This window comes from Enterococcus sp. AN402, from assembly GCF_040719405.1.
GTDB classification, from domain to species: Bacteria; Bacillota; Bacilli; order Lactobacillales; family Enterococcaceae; genus Enterococcus; species Enterococcus faecalis.
This window is the reverse complement of the sequence record NZ_JBFDTM010000004.1, coordinates 1,512,390-1,530,612: the sequence shown is the minus strand read 5'-3', so window position 1 is coordinate 1,530,612 and position 18,223 is coordinate 1,512,390. Positions and strand designations below refer to the sequence as shown.

Sequence of the window (18,223 nt, the reverse complement as noted above, 5' to 3'; positions counted from 1 at the left end):
AAATGAAAAAAATCTATCAATGGGCAGTGGGACAATCCTTTAAAAAATTGGATCCACGCCAACAAGTTAAAAATCCCGTGATGTTTGTCGTTTATTTAGGTGCGCTCATCACTACAATATTATGCTTCTACCCAATGGGTATACCGTTATGGTTTAACATTTCAATAACCATTTTTCTTTGGTTGACTTTGCTTTTTGCGAATTTTGCTGAAGCTGTTGCAGAAGGACGAGGAAAAGCACAGGCCGATAGTTTGAAACAAGCAAAAAAGGAAGTCATGACTTATAAAATTAACAGTTTAGAAGATATCAAAGAAGAGAATTTCATTGAATTACAGTCTTCTGATTTAAAGCGAAACGATTTGGTCTATGTACGTGCAGGAGAGCAAATCCCAGCTGATGGTGATGTAATCGAGGGGGCTGCATCAGTAGATGAAAGTGCCATTACTGGCGAATCAGCGCCAGTAATTCGTGAATCTGGTGGGGATCGCAGTGCGGTTACTGGCGGAACAACCGTCGTTTCCGATTATTTAGTGATTCGTGTTACCTCGGAAAACGGTCAATCCTTCTTAGATAAAATGATTGCCATGGTAGAGGGAACTCAACGAAAAAAGACTCCGAATGAGATTGGTTTGCAGATTTTCTTGATTACTTTGACCATTATTTTCTTAACTGTATCAATTACTTTAGTCCCATTTACTGATTTCAGCAGTCAGTTATCTGGTAAAGGAGAAGCTTTATCACTGGTTATTGTGATTGCTTTACTAATCTGTCTGGCGCCAACGACGATTGGGGCCTTAATCTCTTCGATCGGGATTGCAGGTATGAGCCGCTTGACGAAGGAAAACGTCATTGCCATGAGTGGTCGTGCGATCGAAGCAGCTGGTGACGTGGATGTTCTTTTACTCGACAAAACAGGAACCATAACATTGGGAAATCGACGAGCAAGCGATTTTTTGCCAGTCCATGGTGTTAGTGAAGAACAGTTAGCGGATGCGGCGCAATTATCTTCTTTAGCTGATGAGACAGCAGAAGGTCGAAGTATCGTGATTTTAGCAAAAGAACGTTTCAACTTGCGGGAAAGAGAATTCCAGCAATCAGAGGTTAAATTTATCGATTTCAGTGCCAAAACACGCATGAGCGGAATTGATTATCGCGGTGACGTGATTCGCAAAGGTGCCGCAGACACCATGAAAAAATATGTACAATCTAAAGGAGAGGACTATCCATCTGAATGTGACAAGATTGTTGATAAAATCGCTCGAGCAGGTGGAACACCTCTAGTAGTTGTAAAAAATAATCGTGTGATGGGTGTCGTCTATTTGAAAGACATCGTTAAGAATGGTGTAAAGGAAAAATTTGCTGATATGCGTAAGATGGGTATCAAGACCATCATGATCACTGGGGATAACCCCTTAACAGCGGCAGCGATAGCAGCGGAAGCTGGAGTAGATGATTTCTTGGCAGAAGCTACCCCAGAAAATAAAATGAATCTGATTCGCGAGTATCAAGAAAAGGGTCACTTAGTTGCAATGACTGGTGATGGGACAAACGATGCACCAGCATTAGCGCAAGCCGACGTTGCGATGGCGATGAATACAGGAACACAAGCCGCGAAGGAAGCGGGGAACATGATTGATTTGGATTCCAGTCCAACAAAATTGCTGCAAGTCGTACAGATTGGGAAACAATTGTTGATGACTCGCGGCGCGTTAACTACGTTTAGTATCGCAAATGATATCGCTAAGTATTTTGCGGTGATTCCAGTACTATTTTACAGTATTTATCCGCAACTGGATCGATTGAATATTATGGGATTAGGTAGTCCACTGACTGCGATTCTATCCGCTGTCATTTATAATGCAGTCGTTATCGTGGCCTTGATTCCACTAGCATTAAAAGGTGTGAGGTATCAAGAAAAACCGGCCAGTCAAATTTTGAGTCATAATCTGCTGATTTATGGACTTGGGGGAATTATTGCACCATTTATTTTTATCAAGATTATAGATCTGATTCTCTCGCTGATCATTTTATAAAGGAGTAGAAACAATGAAAAAAAGTATTCTAGGCAGTTTGCGTTTTTTGATTTTTAGCCTGATCGTTTTTGGTGGGCTATATACCGTTGCAGTTACTGGCATTGGTCAATTGTTCTTTTCAGATCAAGCTAACGGCAGTAAGGTTTCAGTGAATAATCAAGTTGTTGGTTCAAAGTTGATTGGGCAAACTTTTGAACAGGCAAAATATTTTTCAGGACGTAGTGAGGAAGTTAGTCAGCTATCACTTGTTTCGGCGGAGCAAAAGCAATTAGTTGAGAAGCGTACCGTTGCAGAATTGGAAAAAAATCCAGCAGAGAAAAAAGTTCCGAATGATCTCGTGACAGCATCTGCTAGTGGTGTGGATCCGGATATTAGTTTGGCAGCAGCTCATTTTCAAGTTGCCCGAATTTCTAAAGAACGTGGCTTGTCTCAACAATCAATTCGTAAACTCATCGATAAACATAGCCAAAAAGATTGGTTTTCAGACCGATTTTATGTCAATGTTTTGCAGTTAAACCTAGCATTAGATAAACTAGGAATATAATATAGAACAATTCTCTAACCAAAAATGGTTAGGGAATTGTTGTGCATACAAAGAGAGGAGAACTGTTGATGCAGACAACAGAAGAAATGCAATCTGGCGATGGACGCCGAGGTCGATTGCGGATATTTTTTGGATTTGCGGCTGGTGTTGGAAAAACCTACGGTATGTTGACAGAGGCTCATGAATTATTGATGATGGGAAAACATGTTGTTGTCGGCTATATCGAACCTCATGATCGTCCAGATACCAATCGATTATTAGAAGGATTACCGCAAATTCCTCCTAAGAATATTTTTTATAAACAAATGGTTTTAACAGAGCCGGATATTGATCAAATCATTCAACAGAAGCCCGAAATCGTGTTGATTGATGAACTGGCTCATTCCAATGCGGAAGGTTCTAGAAATCGTAAACGATACCAGGATATTGATGAACTGTTGAATGCAGGAATCGATGTTTTTACTACGGTCAATGTTCAACATATCGAAAGTTTGAATGATATCGTTGAAGAAGTTACCGGAATTGAGGTCAAGGAAACGGTGCCGGACACTTTTCTACGGCAAGCGACAATAAGAGTGATTGATGTGGAGCCCGATGAGCTGATCGAACGACTTGAACAAGGAAAAATATATGCGAATGAAAACGCGAAACGTGCCTTGAAAAATTTTTTTATTCCACAAAAATTGGACCAATTACGTGGATTAGCAATTCAGCGAGCGTCGGATCATATTAATCGAATTAGTGGAAAGACAATTGGGATACAAAGTAAATTATTGACGGTGGTGAACGATGCCTTTCCAAAAATGACCGAAAAATGTATTCGCTGGACAGCACGTTTAGCGCAAGGTCTAGTTGCCGATTGGACAGTGATTCAAGTTCGTACGCAAGAAAATACACCAACGAACATTCCTTTAGCCGATAAATTAGGTGCGGAGGTTATTAGTATTGAAGAGGATGATAGTTTTGAGACGATTGTCGAGTTCGCAAAAATGACGGGTGTTACTGATATTATTATGGGGAAAAATCTAAGGCAGCCGTGGTATGAAAAAATCTTTATTGAAGCGTTTGATGATCGCTTGTTAAAACGATTGAAAGATACGGAACTTCATTTAATTCCTTTCAATGAAGAAAAGCGGTCTTTATTTTTTAAGACTCGTAAAGTCATTGAGGGTGGCGGAAAAGATTTAGTGATTGCAATTGGTGGTGTTTTTCTAGCGACGGTCGTGACGGAATTGATGCAATATATCCACGTTGGCGATCAAAATCTGATGCTTATTTATATTTCATTCGTATTATTAGTCGCTCGAACGACATCCGGTTATTTTTGGAGCTCATTATCCTCTATTTTAAGTGTTTTGTCTTTTAACTGGTTTTTTGTCGAACCATTATATTCTCTGACAGTATATAAACAGGGATATCCTTTTACTTTATTGCTCATGCTAGTTGTTGCCCTGATGAGCAGTAATTTAATGATTCGATTAAAGAAACAAGCAGATACTTCTATGAAAAAAGAGCACCAAATGGAAATTTTGTACGAATTGAACAAACGATATGTTTTAGTGGAAAGTCGAAAACAAATTCTTGATATTTCTGCCACTTATTTATCAAGATTATTGGAACGAGAAGTGATTATTTTTGATCGTCAAGTGAAGACAGAGAGTGTTCATTGTATCAACGAAAAAAAATCAATATTAAATAATGAAGACGAAGCAGCTGTAGCCTTTTGGGCAGCAAAGAACCAAAAAGAAGCTGGGAATGGTACAGACACACTAAATGGAGCTAAAGGATTCTATTTGCCGATTGCTGCAGGCAGGAAGACGTTGGCGGTATTAGGCATTGAACGAAATGCAGATCTTGATTTGGAAAATGATCAGCTCAATTACTTAAAATTGGTGCTGACGCAAATTGCAGTCATCTTGGAACAAACAGAATTGAAAGATGAGAAAGAGCTAGTTGAGTTAGAAAATGAACGGGAAAAAGTCCGTAGCAATTTATTACGAGCAGTATCTCATGATCTGAGAACACCATTAACTGTTATCTCAGGGACTGCTGAAACATTAGGTACTGGAAATGATTTAAAAGAAGAGACACAGCGAAAATTATTAAAGGATATTCAAGAAGAGTCACAATGGCTGATTCGGATGGTTGAAAATCTTTTATCCATCACGCGAATCAACATGGATACTATGAAGGTTAATAAATCTGCTGAACCAGTAGAAGAGGTCATCGAGGCTGTTTATAAGCATTTGAGGAAGGTCTATCCAGACGGCCAAGTGGATGTTCACCTGCCAGAAGAGGTCATTTTTATTCAAGCGGATCCCATTTTGATTGAACAAGCGTTGTTTAATCTGATAGAAAATGCGTTTCGTCATGGAGAAAATGATCTACCAGTCAAACTAAACGTCTATCAGGAAAAAGAACAAACAGTTTTTGAAATTGAAAATCACGGTGAAATTCCATTAAAACAATTTCAAAAGATCCAATCAAATTTGTCCAGCACAAATGAAGTGCCGGTTGACTCAAAAAATGGTTTAGGAATCGGATTGAGTATTGTAAAAACAATCGTCCATGCGCACAATGGTAAAATGGAAATGACGATAGGTGGGGGCAAAACATTGGTTCGAATTTATTTGAAGTGAGGGGAAGAATTATGAAGCAATCCATTTTATTGATTGAAGATGATCCAAATATTACAGATTTTATGGAAGTCGTTTTGGGACAGGAACGCTATCAGTTAACGATTGCTAGTACTGGAATGGAGGCATTGACTGCTTTTCAAACAACATCGTTTGATTTAGCTTTGTTAGACTTAGGATTACCAGATATTGATGGGATTGATTTGTTAAAAATCCTTCGCAAGCGAATGCATCTGCCCATCATCATTATTTCTGCTAGAAATAATGAAGAGGAGAAAGTTAAAGTGTTGGATTTAGGTGCGGATGATTATGTAACTAAACCATTTGGAACGAATGAATTACTTGCAAGGATTCGTACAGCCTTGCGCCATCAAAACGTTCAAACGGAATCACTAACTGTCGTGGAAAACAAAGACTTGAAAATTGACTTCGAAAAACAGTTAGTTTATAAAAAGGGACAAGCAATTCATTTTACAAAAAACGAATATCGAATTTTAGCGCTGATGTTCCGTCAATTGGGGAAGGTAGTTACGTATCAAACCTTGATGACAGAAGTATGGGGCCCTTACAGCGATGACTCGCAGACATTGAGAGTGAATATGTCTAACATTCGTAAAAAGATCGAAAGCGATACATTGAAACCAGAATACTTGATTACTGAGATTGGAGTGGGCTATCGTTTGCGAGATTATCGTTCGGAATAATAAAGTGATTTTACAAAGGCATAATAAACCGATTATTCATTAAAACGTACTATAACTATAAATAAAAATACTTGCATTGATATGTTTTTATATTCTTGAAATCAATTGTTTGGTAGTCCTTTAAAATGTTTGAAATATGTTATTTAATCTTCAAAATATTTTATACTTTGGATAGGCAAGCGGAGGTATGTTCAAGAAATGAAAGCAGAGATGGTTGTAAAGATCCATAAAGGACGAGGATGCATGGAAAATTATATCAAAGAATCCAAACGGAGTTTTCTCTTAGACAAGGCAAATAATATACTGTTTTCAATCAATGAAGTAAGGATGACAGTCCCTTTATTTAGTGGTTCTATAATATTTGGGGCATACTTATGGTGATGCTTTTTGTTTTTATTTGGTTCTGGTAGTTATAAACAGACTTTGGATCACTATGTAGTAGACAATCCGTTGTTTGAGACAGTGATTAAGTGTAACTAGAACAAATAATGTATCTTGCTTATCATTAATGGCATAAATGAAGTAATCTCACTATTATATAAATTCATAATCGAAGATAAATACAATTATTTTTGATAAAAAGGTAGATAATCAATAAATGTTACTAATTTCTTTAAAGGGATATCCGAAGAAATTTGTCTGTTTAAGTTGTTTTCGACAACCATATAAGGCTGGTCCACTTTACTGCGTTTTTTCATTTCCGCACGACAACTCCAATGATATTTCTGGATAATCTTTTGTATAGTATTTTTATTAATTTTGTATCATTGGTTAATCAATGCAGTAATCGAGAGTGTACAATATTTTGTGTAAGTTCCAAAATAGTAGAATAAACAAAATCAACTTGGAGGAACGAACCAATGAGTATGCTCTTTAAAGAGCAAATCAAAGAAATGACTTAACGATACGACATCAAAATTACAGAGAAAATTAAAATTGCATTTAAAGATATGTTTGGCGAAGCTGTTCAAGAATTTATGGAAGCGGAGTTAGTCATGCATTTAGGTTATGAAAGGTATTCCAATGAAACTTGAGGAGAGAAGTCTGAAAAATAAATTACTCTTTTCTGTAACTACAGAAAAAGTTTGCCCACTCGCCTTTTAGACTATATCATGCTAAGCGATTTGAAATCTGTGGCTTTCTGCAAATTGAATAGCTTCCTGAATAGATATTTTATATTTGGAGCGACATATTTTCGATAGTGATAAAGAGCAAGAATATATACCTTGTCTTTTTTGAGAATATGGTAGATTGCCACAAGCAACCAAAGAGTAATCGCAATTATTGATTTCTGGTGCCTTTTACATTTTTTAAGTCGATGATATCTATTCTGATATTTCGAAATCTGTTATACTTTACGACTGCATTGGCAATTTTAACCGGTAACGGTTTGAGGTATCGACCGCTTTTAGATGTTTGTGTAGAATATTTTTTTACCCACTCTTTTTTATTAGCAGGCACTCTACCCTAGCCCATGAACAGAGATGCTATGCAGAAGGGACTTCGTTCATATTGATGCCGATTTCTGAAATCACTCGTAACGCAGTTAGAGAATATTTAAATCCAGGAACGGTCTAAATCAACTATTGTGGGTGTGTATATTCTTTACTAGATTGGTAATTCATCTCTTCGAGATTTTTTTTGCATAAAGTAATCGCATCATAGTAAGCTTTTATTACGCGTAGTTTCACTGCTTGCTCATCAGATAGTTTACCATTCATTGAAATTTCTAATTATTTAACGGAAGCTTTAATATAACTGTGAATCATTGTGGTAATATCAGATTTCTCATCGGTCTTGTCTAGGACACTCTGAATATTTTTTTGAGCGGACTTTCCAAAGACATCGGAAACAATATTAGTAATTTGGAGATTGGATCAAATCAGACTGTTATGATAACGATTTTTCACTGGTTTGAAGATAGGTTAGCGATCCATTGGGCATTATTCTTATTGTCTTTTTTCCACGAATCGCTTTGATATATTTAGGATGTGCTAAAAAGAGATTTCCATTTCGTCTTCAAGAACTTTATAGACTGGAATTCAATACTTACCAATAGAAATAACTTTTAGATTTGTATAACGAAAAATCGGTCTAAAAAATAAATTATTAAAAATTGACTAGTCTATTCTATGATATTAGTAGATGTCGAATTTCTCTAACATAATGATTTTTCAATCTATTCGTTTTTTTCTTTTTTGACGTCGGCCGACGAAGTTATCCTTGATCTAATCGCTTGTATATAAAGAAGTGAGCCATCTTTTTTTCGTAATATAAATTTTTGAAGCAATCTCGTCTGCTTCCAACAAATAAGAAAAGAGCATTCTTGTAAATATTCGGATTGCACTAATATTGAGCGATGGAAACCAAGCCATCGATTCCTTTCCTTAGAATTTTCCACAAACAATAAAGATATATACGACTTTTTGATAATCGATTATCATGAGCCATAAGGTTCTTCAATACTGTTTTTATAAGATATTGACTCATGCCATCGTAAATAAAAATATCATGTTTTGTGGTTAATTATCGAACTTAATGGTAACGACCGCGTGTTTATTTTTCATAAAGAAAACACCTCCGATTTGAACTTGTATTGTGAGTATAATTGGAGGTGTTTTTTATTGTAGGTACTCAGTGGTTCGATCATATATTCATTACTTATATAGATGAGTTTATGTTAAGACGACTAGAAACTAGGTTGGTAGACGGTAAAATTTAAAGTCAAATAGCTCAAAACCCCCTTTTACGACTTATTTCCCCCTTAGCAAGAGTCACTAACGAAAATATGAATGAGTTGATTCGTGAATACTTGTCTAATATAAAAGATATATATTCCGTTTTAGTAGAAACTATTACATATTATGTACAGGCATTAAATACACTACTTTGAAAGTTTTAGATTGGAAAACACTTTATGGAGTTTATTTTGATGCAGTACAGCATTTGCTTTAACAATTCAAGAATTAAAAAGGCACTAGAAAAGGACATTTTCCTATTGTTTCTAGTGTTTTTTTGATATCTATGTCACAGTTCACTTTGTATATATTTGTATTTTTTCTTATCACTTCTTTTTCATTCAATAGGTACAGTGCTTGTAATCATCAAATATCGATATGTTAAAAAAATAATGTAATATACAAGAATTTTTTTTATATGAAAATCCTAATAAACTTAAATAACCGATATGTAAATGAAAATACAGTTGCGGATATTTATAATTATATAATATAAAGAAAGGAATGATTTAAGATGTTTTCTAAAAATAATCGGCAAATGTTTAGAAAAAAAACAGAAAATAGAAAACTTAGATATTCTATTAAGAAACTAAGTATAGGTGTTGCTTCTGTTTTAGTTGGAATTTACATTGGTTTTGGTGGAGCTGAGAGTGGAAACGCTCAAGTAGTAAATGATTCTGAAAACCATTTAGGTTCTTCGGAAGTTATGAATGGGTCAATGGAAAATCCAGTTATAGTGGATGGAGAAACTGATAAATTGGCTCTAAACTTAGAAAGTGATGAAAGTGTAACAGCAGAGGCGCCAGTCTCAAACCCAAAAAGTGATGAAAGTGCAACAGCAGAGGCGCCAGTCTCAAACTCAGAAAGTGATGAAAGTGCAACAGCAGAGGCGCCAGTCTCAAACCCAGAAAGTGATGAAAGTGCAACAGCAGAGGCGCCAGTCTCAAACTCAGAAAGTGATGAAAGTGCAACAGCAGAGGCGCCAGTCTCAAACCTAGAAAGTGATGAAACCACAACAGCTGGAGAAACAGTCGCAAATTCAGTAATCAATGAAACTGCAGCAGAAGATTTAAGTACAGAAACTCGTAATGCTACTGAAGCTCCAATAAATATTGATGCAATTGAATCTGGAAAAGTTAAAACAGGTGGACAATTAACGAATGAAGCTAATATCATAAGTGGGTGGTTAGAACTTGCACCTAAATCAGCTGTAGGATACACACCGGGTACAGGGGCAAGTACTAAGTTGAATGGTTATACAGTAAATGCTCAGTGGATTGATACAGATGGAGCAGTAAGTCCTGTTTATACAGCTGTTACGCATAACTTACCAGGAGGAGACACCAACGGTGGAGGAGATGGAGTTTTTGCATTTGAACTACCTACATGGACAGATGAAACAGGGGTAGAACATAGATTTACTTATATCCCAACTTCAAAACAAAGATTGAAATTATGGCTAGCACCTAAGCAATTATCACCGGATGGGAATGAGTTGATTACATTTCGTCCAGTAGTTGGAAATACACCTGGTTTTTCAACACCAACAACAGCGGGAGCTTTTTATCTTGCAGGAGCAAATCTACAGCGTGCAAGCATTTATGTAGTTGAACTGCCGAGTAAAGAGAATTTAGATACATTTGTAGGAAAAGAAGACACTTGGATTTATGATGATAAAGGACCAGATAGTAACCCGTCTAATATTGTAGGAGGAACTAATAGAGTTTCTGGAAAAGTTTGGTGGGAAACATCAAAAAATGGTGTTACTTTCCCAACTAGTACAGGTGAGAATTTTGTAACTCAAACGGCGGATGAAGCAAAGACAGGATTCAGAGTAGTTACTAGTATCCTTACTCCAGAAGGGAAAGCAGCGTTAGAATCTACACAAACTGCTAATAATGCGTATGATATAGTTAAGGAACAGTTAGCTATATTAAAAGCTCATCCTGAGTATGTACAAGAAACTGTAGTGGCTCCAATTATAGATGGAGAATATACTGCTCATTTTACTAATAATATTGATGTTGGTGCAATGTATCAGTTTGTAGTAAATGGTGAGGGAGAAATTCAACTGGCATATAGTAATTTTCCAGTGCTTGCTTATGGCTCACCAAGAGAATATACACATTCAAATCCGTTTATTGCGGCAGGTCGACAACAAGTATATAATTCTCATTTTGCATTAGTTCCTAACTTAGATAAATCCAATATTGACATAACTAACTATGATACAACGGAAAAAGTTGCTCTTCCAGGAAATACTGCAGTTAGTGATGTTCAAACTATCTTTAATGTTGGATCAACAGTAGAAATTGTGTGGTCAAATAAGGATGGGGAGATTAGTAGAACATCTGTTTCTACAATAGAGGAAGCTGAAAAAGCAGCAATATTTACAGTTCCATCAGATATAAAAGAAAATACAATTTATACTGTAGAGTTAGTAGTGAATGGCGTTACAGTTGATGCGGATAGTTTTCTTGCAAGATTAGCTAAAGAGGCAGATAAATACGAGCCAAAAGTAGAGCCAGTTGAAAAACCTTATGGGGAAGCAACAACAGAAAAGGATGTAACAGATGCAGTAACAGTACCAAATTATCCTAAAGATGGAGATCAACCAGTAGTTACGGTCGATCCAGGGGCCAAATTACCAGATGGTAAAACACCAGGCACTGTAGAAGTACCAGTAACAGTAACGTATCCAGATGGATCAAAAGATCAAGTTAAAGTACCAGTAACGACACTAGAAAAAGTAATTGATCGTACAGATGATCCGAGTCAACCAACACCAGCGGGATATGTTCGAGTAACATTTGAAGCTGGCGAAGGAAGTTTCGCGGCAGATGCAAAAACAGTATTTGATGTAAAAGCAGGAACAGCAGCAGCGGAAGTTCCAACACCAACGGTTACCGCACCAACAGGTAAAGTACAAACCGGATGGAATCCAGAATTACCTGCGAGCTATGATAAAGCGGGAACATATACTGCACAATTCAAGGCTAAGACAACAGAGGCAGATAAATACGAGCCAAAAGTAGAGCCAGTTGAAAAACCTTATGGGGAAGCAACAACAGAAAAGGATGTAACAGATGCAGTAACAGTACCAAATTATCCTAAAGATGGAGATCAACCAGTAGTTACGGTCGATCCAGGGGCCAAATTACCAGATGGTAAAACACCAGGCACTGTAGAAGTACCAGTAACAGTAACGTATCCAGATGGATCAAAAGATCAAGTTAAAGTACCAGTAACGACACTAGAAAAAGTAATTGATCGTACAGATGATCCGAGTCAACCAACACCAGCGGGATATGTTCGAGTAACATTTGAAGCTGGCGAAGGAAGTTTCGCGGCAGATGCAAAAACAGTATTTGATGTAAAAGCAGGAACAGCAGCAGCGGAAGTTCCAACACCAACGGTTACCGCACCAACAGGTAAAGTACAAACCGGATGGAATCCAGAATTACCTGCGAGCTATGATAAAGCGGGAACATATACTGCACAATTCAAGGCTAAGACAACAGAGGCAGATAAATACGAGCCAAAAGTAGAGCCAGTTGAAAAACCTTATGGGGAAGCAACAACAGAAAAGGATGTAACAGATGCAGTAACAGTACCAAATTATCCTAAAGATGGAGATCAACCAGTAGTTACGGTCGATCCAGGGGCCAAATTACCAGATGGTAAAACACCAGGCACTGTAGAAGTACCAGTAACAGTAACGTATCCAGATGGATCAAAAGATCAAGTTAAAGTACCAGTAACGACACTAGAAAAAGTAATTGATCGTACAGATGATCCGAGTCAACCAACACCAGCGGGATATGTTCGAGTAACATTTGAAGCTGGCGAAGGAAGTTTCGCGGCAGATGCAAAAACAGTATTTGATGTAAAAGCAGGAACAGCAGCAGCGGAAGTTCCAACACCAACGGTTACCGCACCAACAGGTAAAGTACAAACCGGATGGAATCCAGAATTACCTGCGAGCTATGATAAAGCGGGAACATATACTGCACAATTCAAGGCTAAGACAACAGAGGCAGATAAATACGAGCCAAAAGTAGAGCCAGTTGAAAAACCTTATGGGGAAGCAACAACAGAAAAGGATGTAACAGATGCAGTAACAGTACCAAATTATCCTAAAGATGGAGATCAACCAGTAGTTACGGTCGATCCAGGGGCCAAATTACCAGATGGTAAAACACCAGGCACTGTAGAAGTACCAGTAACAGTAACGTATCCAGATGGATCAAAAGATCAAGTTAAAGTACCAGTAACGACACTAGAAAAAGTAATTGATCGTACAGATGATCCGAGTCAACCAACACCAGCGGGATATGTTCGAGTAACATTTGAAGCTGGCGAAGGAAGTTTCGCGGCAGATGCAAAAACAGTATTTGATGTAAAAGCAGGAACAGCAGCAGCGGAAGTTCCAACACCAACGGTTACCGCACCAACAGGTAAAGTACAAACCGGATGGAATCCAGAATTACCTGCGAGCTATGATAAAGCGGGAACATATACTGCACAATTCAAGGCTAAGACAACAGAGGCAGATAAATACGAGCCAAAAGTAGAGCCAGTTGAAAAACCTTATGGGGAAGCAACAACAGAAAAGGATGTAACAGATGCAGTAACAGTACCAAATTATCCTAAAGATGGAGATCAACCAGTAGTTACGGTCGATCCAGGGGCCAAATTACCAGATGGTAAAACACCAGGCACTGTAGAAGTACCAGTAACAGTAACGTATCCAGATGGATCAAAAGATCAAGTTAAAGTACCAGTAACGACACTAGAAAAAGTAATTGATCGTACAGATGATCCGAGTCAACCAACACCAGCGGGATATGTTCGAGTAACATTTGAAGCTGGCGAAGGAAGTTTCGCGGCAGATGCAAAAACAGTATTTGATGTAAAAGCAGGAACAGCAGCAGCGGAAGTTCCAACACCAACGGTTACCGCACCAACAGGTAAAGTACAAACCGGATGGAATCCAGAATTACCTGCGAGCTATGATAAAGCGGGAACATATACTGCACAATTCAAGGCTAAGACAACAGAGGCAGATAAATACGAGCCAAAAGTAGAGCCAGTTGAAAAACCTTATGGGGAAGCAACAACAGAAAAGGATGTAACAGATGCAGTAACAGTACCAAATTATCCTAAAGATGGAGATCAACCAGTAGTTACGGTCGATCCAGGGGCCAAATTACCAGATGGTAAAACACCAGGCACTGTAGAAGTACCAGTAACAGTAACGTATCCAGATGGATCAAAAGATCAAGTTAAAGTACCAGTAACGACACTAGAAAAAGTAATTGATCGTACAGATGATCCGAGTCAACCAACACCAGCGGGATATGTTCGAGTAACATTTGAAGCTGGCGAAGGAAGTTTCGCGGCAGATGCAAAAACAGTATTTGATGTAAAAGCAGGAACAGCAGCAGCGGAAGTTCCAACACCAACGGTTACCGCACCAACAGGTAAAGTACAAACCGGATGGAATCCAGAATTACCTGCGAGCTATGATAAAGCGGGAACATATACTGCACAATTCAAGGCTAAGACAACAGAGGCAGATAAATACGAGCCAAAAGTAATTGGAGAAAAAGTAGAAGTTGGAGAAAAAGTAGATTTAACGGATAATGTTACAAATCTACCAGAACTACCTAAGGGAACGAAAGTGACTGATATTACTCCTGATGGGGAAATTGATACTTCAACACCAGGGAAATATCAAGGAACAATTGAAGTAACGTATCCGGATGGATCAAAAGATCGAGTTAAAGTACCTGTAGAAGTTGTGGATACAGTTGCACCTGATAAACCTAAAGTTGATCCTATTAAGCCAGGGGATACTGAAGTAACGGGAAAAACAGAACCGAATATTGATGTAACAGTTAAACTACCAAATGGAAGTGAGTATTCTGGTTCTTCTGATGATCAAGGAATCTTTAAAGTAAAAGTTCCTAGCCTAGAAGCGGGTGATAAAGTGATTGTTACAGTCACTGATAAATCAGGTAATACAAGTGAACCAACAGTTGCTATTGTTTCTTCTGAAAATGCAGAAAATGTAATATCAGGAGATAATAATAAATCTAATGCAACTCCTCAACAGAAATTGGAGAGCGGTATTGGATTATCATCAACAGTGCTTACAGAATTACCTAAAACAGGGGAATCAACTAGTAATAAGTTTGTAGTTACTGGAGGAGTTGTTCTTATGAGTATGTTTGGATTGCTTGGATATAAAAAAAGAAAAGAGAATGAATAAAGGCTAGAAGCTTAATTCTTCTCATAGAAGAGTTTTTGACATAGTTCTCTGAAAAAAGCTCCAGAAATGGCGATTTATTCGTCATTTCTGGAGCTTTTTAGGTAAAATAAAGGTGAGCGCAAAGACGGTCATTTTTCTGATACCTTGTAATGAATTTCTTTTGTTGGGAGATCCACCAGTTTTTTTCTTTCAACCCTTTTCTTCGCTGATGATTTTTGGTGATGCCCTCTTCTGAAAGAGGTTGTGGAGCGGGTAGGTACATCAAATAGATCCAAAGCTTATCTACCCAGAACCGTCTGCACAAGATATTGACTCGCGCCATTGTAGATAAAAATGGCGTGCATTTCTGCTTTGGTTATTATTCCTATTTTAGCAGGAGTGAGTGTTTTTCTTTCATAAAGTAACCATTTCTAATTTGTATTTATATTGTCTGCATAGTCAGAAGAGGTTTTTGATTGTAGGCACTCAGTGGTTCAGCGCTTACGTTTTTCTGATCCTCTTTTTTCGTTGCAATATGTTGAGAAAGTAATCATATACGAAAATCAAAGAAAGCCCAAAATAATCAGGCTTTCTTTGTGAATATAAAACTATTTATTTAACTTCTTCTTTGCATCGTCAGCAACATCTTCTGCTTTTTCTTTTACATCAGAAGCTACTTCTTTAACTTTACCAACGGCTTGATCTAAAAGACCTTCAGCTTTTGTTTCTTTGTTGTTCGTAACGTCACCTGCCACTTCTTTTGCTGTGCCTTTGATTTTATCGGTTGTTCCTTTATCTGTCATTTAAATCACCTCCTAAAAAAGAATGATGGACCTTGCAGGATTTGAACCTGCGACCTGACGGTTATGAGCCGTCTGCTCTAACCAACTGAGCTAAAGGTCCTAAATAAAATGAATGCTTATTTTTTTGAATAATAAAAAAATACATTATAAAATATAAATAGGTGTTAGTAGCATCCTCCATAAGAGAGTAACAGGGCCTAAGAACTTGGGGAAGTCTTTTAGGAAAACTGTTACTCTTTTACGTTATATAAGAATAGCATATTATCAAAAATAATCAAAGAATATTGAACTTGCTTATTTTTTGTATACTAAGTATAGTAACTATGAGTGATATAGGAGACCCTTTTTTTCCGAGACCCGCGTTAGTATGGGTCTTTTTTATGTGTATCAAGTCTGTCATTTATCTAGTTTGTGAAAAGCAGTAAAGCGAGTTAAATAAGGATTTATTTTAGAGTCAAAGAGATACTAAAAATAAGCACGCAATTTCACGACTGATAGGAAAGACATTTATCAAGCTTAATGAAGAAATTCGCGGTTGAATCAACTATTATCGGATTGTAAGCGAAGCGCAAAGAATTACTTAGATAATTTTGACAGTGGTTAAGACTTAAAATCAGAGTAATTCTCATCAAGTAGTGAAAAATCTTGCAGCGTATCTATAAGAATATCAATCAATTGGACAAGATACAGCGATGTAAATTCACCGAAGAAAACATCTGAAAAGTAGCCAATTCAAGATTAGTCTGGCACAGACGGTATGAATGTAGTTAACTTTATCTCAAATCTCAAATACTTGTCCGAAAAAGGGCCGACTAGGTCTAGTTTATCATCTAAGGATACACTATATAAGACAGTCATGAATGATGTAGTTGTATCACTGTATACGAGCACCATACGTATGGTGCTGCAGGAGGAGCAGAAATTATTCAAAATTCATAAGAACGGCGTTCACTTGACTAAAATAGGATAATCTTTTTGAGACACTTGGTTTTTCCGATGATACTCTGATAAATCTAAAGTAATTACTAAATCGAAATTATCCTTATTATCTAATAAAATGTTTTTTGGACTAATCGGCTTTGGAAGTCATTTTTGCTTAAAGATAGCATAGCTTAACGCGGCTTGCTCCATTTCAACAGATTCATCGATTCTCTCACCAAACGTTGTGGCTTTTAGAACCTTTGAGAAAGTAATATGTAGTTATCCTCTTCAAGACTAAAAACTGCTGGATAAATAACTAAGTGCTTATTGGCTATTATAATCATCTCCTTTGTTTATTGGATTAACAATATGCCCATGGTAGGTAAGGACTATTCAAGTTTCACCTACTTCCATATGTTTTTTCTGTAACGATAGGAATATCTACTGTATGATTAAGCACAATTGTTGTTCTGTTAGTTTTTGAATAATAAAATTCATAGGGCTGTCGTTTTGGTCAATTTTAGCATAGTCGTTGTATTGAATACGTCAAATTCAAGTGATTTATTACGCTAGCTTATTTCTAGATATGAGAATGGCTATTTGTTGGGTATTCGTGCATTTAATAAGGAGATGATTAGTAGAAAATCTGGACATCTAAGAAATTTTAATATGTAAAAAAACATTGCTTGCTGAAGCTGATGAGGTTCTTGACGTTAATAATATAGCGAATGAGTTAGATTGTATCGGAAAATCTGTAAGAAACAAAATATACTCATTATAGCTCTCATGAGAACTGCAAGTATGAAAGGCAAAGAAGTAATATTCGTTTTAATGATGCTCGCTTTGCGCATGTTCCTAGCAAAGAGGCTATTTAATGGATATTTTTCTATTGGATTAAAACAAGTTAGCTTGATTTGATCCAATAATTATCTCTGGAAGTCAACGAATAGAGCAATGTTTCACCATATAAGGACAAGTAATTACTATAAGAAAATAGCCTGAACCAGTTTCTGAGTGCAAGCAAATAATAAGCATATTGTTAAGAAGAGAGAACAGGATCAATGAAAAATTCAACTCATGTTAAAAGAACTATAAAAGGAACATGAGAAATAAGGTATATTAACAGTTTGTGTTATGAAAAAAGAGTGCAATATGACTACTGTGCTTAACGGATGTTTAAGAGATTAGCGAATTTTAATAAATCAAAAAGGAAAAATACCAAGAATTAGTATCAAGTTCGTCAAAAAGTGAAAGACAGGGTTTATTAGGGCTTAAAGGCACTAAGGAAAACTATCATATAGTTTGAAGTAATCTAGCAACGCTCGTTCAGAAAAAAGGAGGACCATCAAAAAAGCCTAGTGATTCTTTTCTCCTGAGAGGTTAATATATGTGGACTCAGGAATAGAAGCACCACATTTTTTACAAGTATAATCGCCAGTAAATATTCCATTAAAAAACTCTTTTTCATAAATATGATCACATGGTGGATTACCCTTTTCTAGATGGTTCGTTCTCAATTTAAGCGTTTGTTCTAATTCAATAGACATAATATAATCACCTACATCTTAATTGTATCATAATATAATAGTTT

8 protein-coding genes and 1 tRNA gene are annotated in these 18,223 nt (G+C 36.9%); 5 read left to right on the top strand and 4 right to left on the bottom strand.

Features of this window, described 5'->3' with window-relative positions:
- The first annotated feature begins 2 nt into the window (after positions 1-2).
- From kdpB to AB1I62_RS08760, 4 genes are all read left to right on the top strand, one after another.
- Complete coding sequence (kdpB, locus tag AB1I62_RS08775; RefSeq protein ID WP_002358564.1) at positions 3-2,033, top strand: potassium-transporting ATPase subunit KdpB; 2,031 nt, start codon at positions 3-5, stop codon at positions 2,031-2,033.
- A 13-nt stretch (positions 2,034-2,046) separates the two neighbouring features.
- Complete coding sequence (locus AB1I62_RS08770; RefSeq protein ID WP_367019172.1) at positions 2,047-2,577, top strand: potassium-transporting ATPase subunit C; 531 nt, start codon at positions 2,047-2,049, stop codon at positions 2,575-2,577.
- 68 nt (positions 2,578-2,645) lie between these two features.
- On the top strand, positions 2,646-5,216 hold the full coding sequence (locus AB1I62_RS08765) for a sensor histidine kinase KdpD (RefSeq protein WP_367019170.1): 2,571 nt from the start codon (positions 2,646-2,648) through the stop codon (positions 5,214-5,216).
- A gap of 11 nt (positions 5,217-5,227) precedes the next feature.
- Positions 5,228-5,917: a response regulator transcription factor gene (locus AB1I62_RS08760; RefSeq protein WP_367019168.1), complete on the top strand. Its 690-nt coding sequence runs from the start codon at positions 5,228-5,230 to the stop codon at positions 5,915-5,917.
- 566 nt (positions 5,918-6,483) lie between these two features.
- Here AB1I62_RS08760 and AB1I62_RS08755 read toward each other — a convergent pair.
- Entirely contained in the window at positions 6,484-6,615 is a 132-nt protein-coding gene (locus tag AB1I62_RS08755; RefSeq protein WP_367019167.1) for a hypothetical protein, read from the bottom strand.
- A 2,554-nt stretch (positions 6,616-9,169) separates the two neighbouring features.
- On the opposite strand from AB1I62_RS08755, the gene AB1I62_RS08750 reads away from it, so the two are divergent.
- Positions 9,170-14,929, top strand: a complete 5,760-nt coding sequence (locus AB1I62_RS08750; RefSeq protein WP_367019166.1) for a Rib/alpha-like domain-containing protein — start codon at positions 9,170-9,172, stop codon at positions 14,927-14,929.
- Positions 14,930-15,516: 587 nt separating this feature from the next.
- Here the strand turns inward: AB1I62_RS08750 and AB1I62_RS08745 are convergent.
- From AB1I62_RS08745 to AB1I62_RS08735, 3 genes are all read right to left on the bottom strand, one after another.
- Positions 15,517-15,711 (bottom strand): CsbD family protein, encoded by a 195-nt coding sequence (locus AB1I62_RS08745; protein WP_367019164.1) that lies wholly within the window; start codon positions 15,709-15,711, stop codon positions 15,517-15,519.
- Between the two features lie 26 nt (positions 15,712-15,737).
- Positions 15,738-15,811 (bottom strand) — tRNA-Ile (locus AB1I62_RS08740).
- Between the two features lie 2,176 nt (positions 15,812-17,987).
- A complete protein-coding gene (locus tag AB1I62_RS08735) occupies positions 17,988-18,179 on the bottom strand; it encodes a hypothetical protein (protein ID WP_367019163.1) in 192 nt (63 codons plus the stop codon).
- Positions 18,180-18,223: the final 44 nt, after the last annotated feature.

Excerpts from the sequence above, each read along its gene's own strand:
- kdpB (WP_002358564.1), top strand. The coding sequence starts at position 3 with ATGAAAAAAATCTATCAATGGGCAGTGGGACAATCCTTTAAAAAATTG.
- AB1I62_RS08770 (WP_367019172.1), top strand. The coding sequence starts at position 2,047 with ATGAAAAAAAGTATTCTAGGCAGTTTGCGTTTTTTGATTTTTAGCCTG.
- AB1I62_RS08765 (WP_367019170.1), top strand. The coding sequence starts at position 2,646 with ATGCAGACAACAGAAGAAATGCAATCTGGCGATGGACGCCGAGGTCGA.
- AB1I62_RS08760 (WP_367019168.1), top strand. The coding sequence starts at position 5,228 with ATGAAGCAATCCATTTTATTGATTGAAGATGATCCAAATATTACAGAT.
- AB1I62_RS08755 (WP_367019167.1), bottom strand. The coding sequence starts at position 6,615 with ATGAAAAAACGCAGTAAAGTGGACCAGCCTTATATGGTTGTCGAAAAC.
- AB1I62_RS08750 (WP_367019166.1), top strand. The coding sequence starts at position 9,170 with ATGTTTTCTAAAAATAATCGGCAAATGTTTAGAAAAAAAACAGAAAAT.
- AB1I62_RS08745 (WP_367019164.1), bottom strand. The coding sequence starts at position 15,711 with ATGACAGATAAAGGAACAACCGATAAAATCAAAGGCACAGCAAAAGAA.
- AB1I62_RS08735 (WP_367019163.1), bottom strand. The coding sequence starts at position 18,179 with ATGTCTATTGAATTAGAACAAACGCTTAAATTGAGAACGAACCATCTA.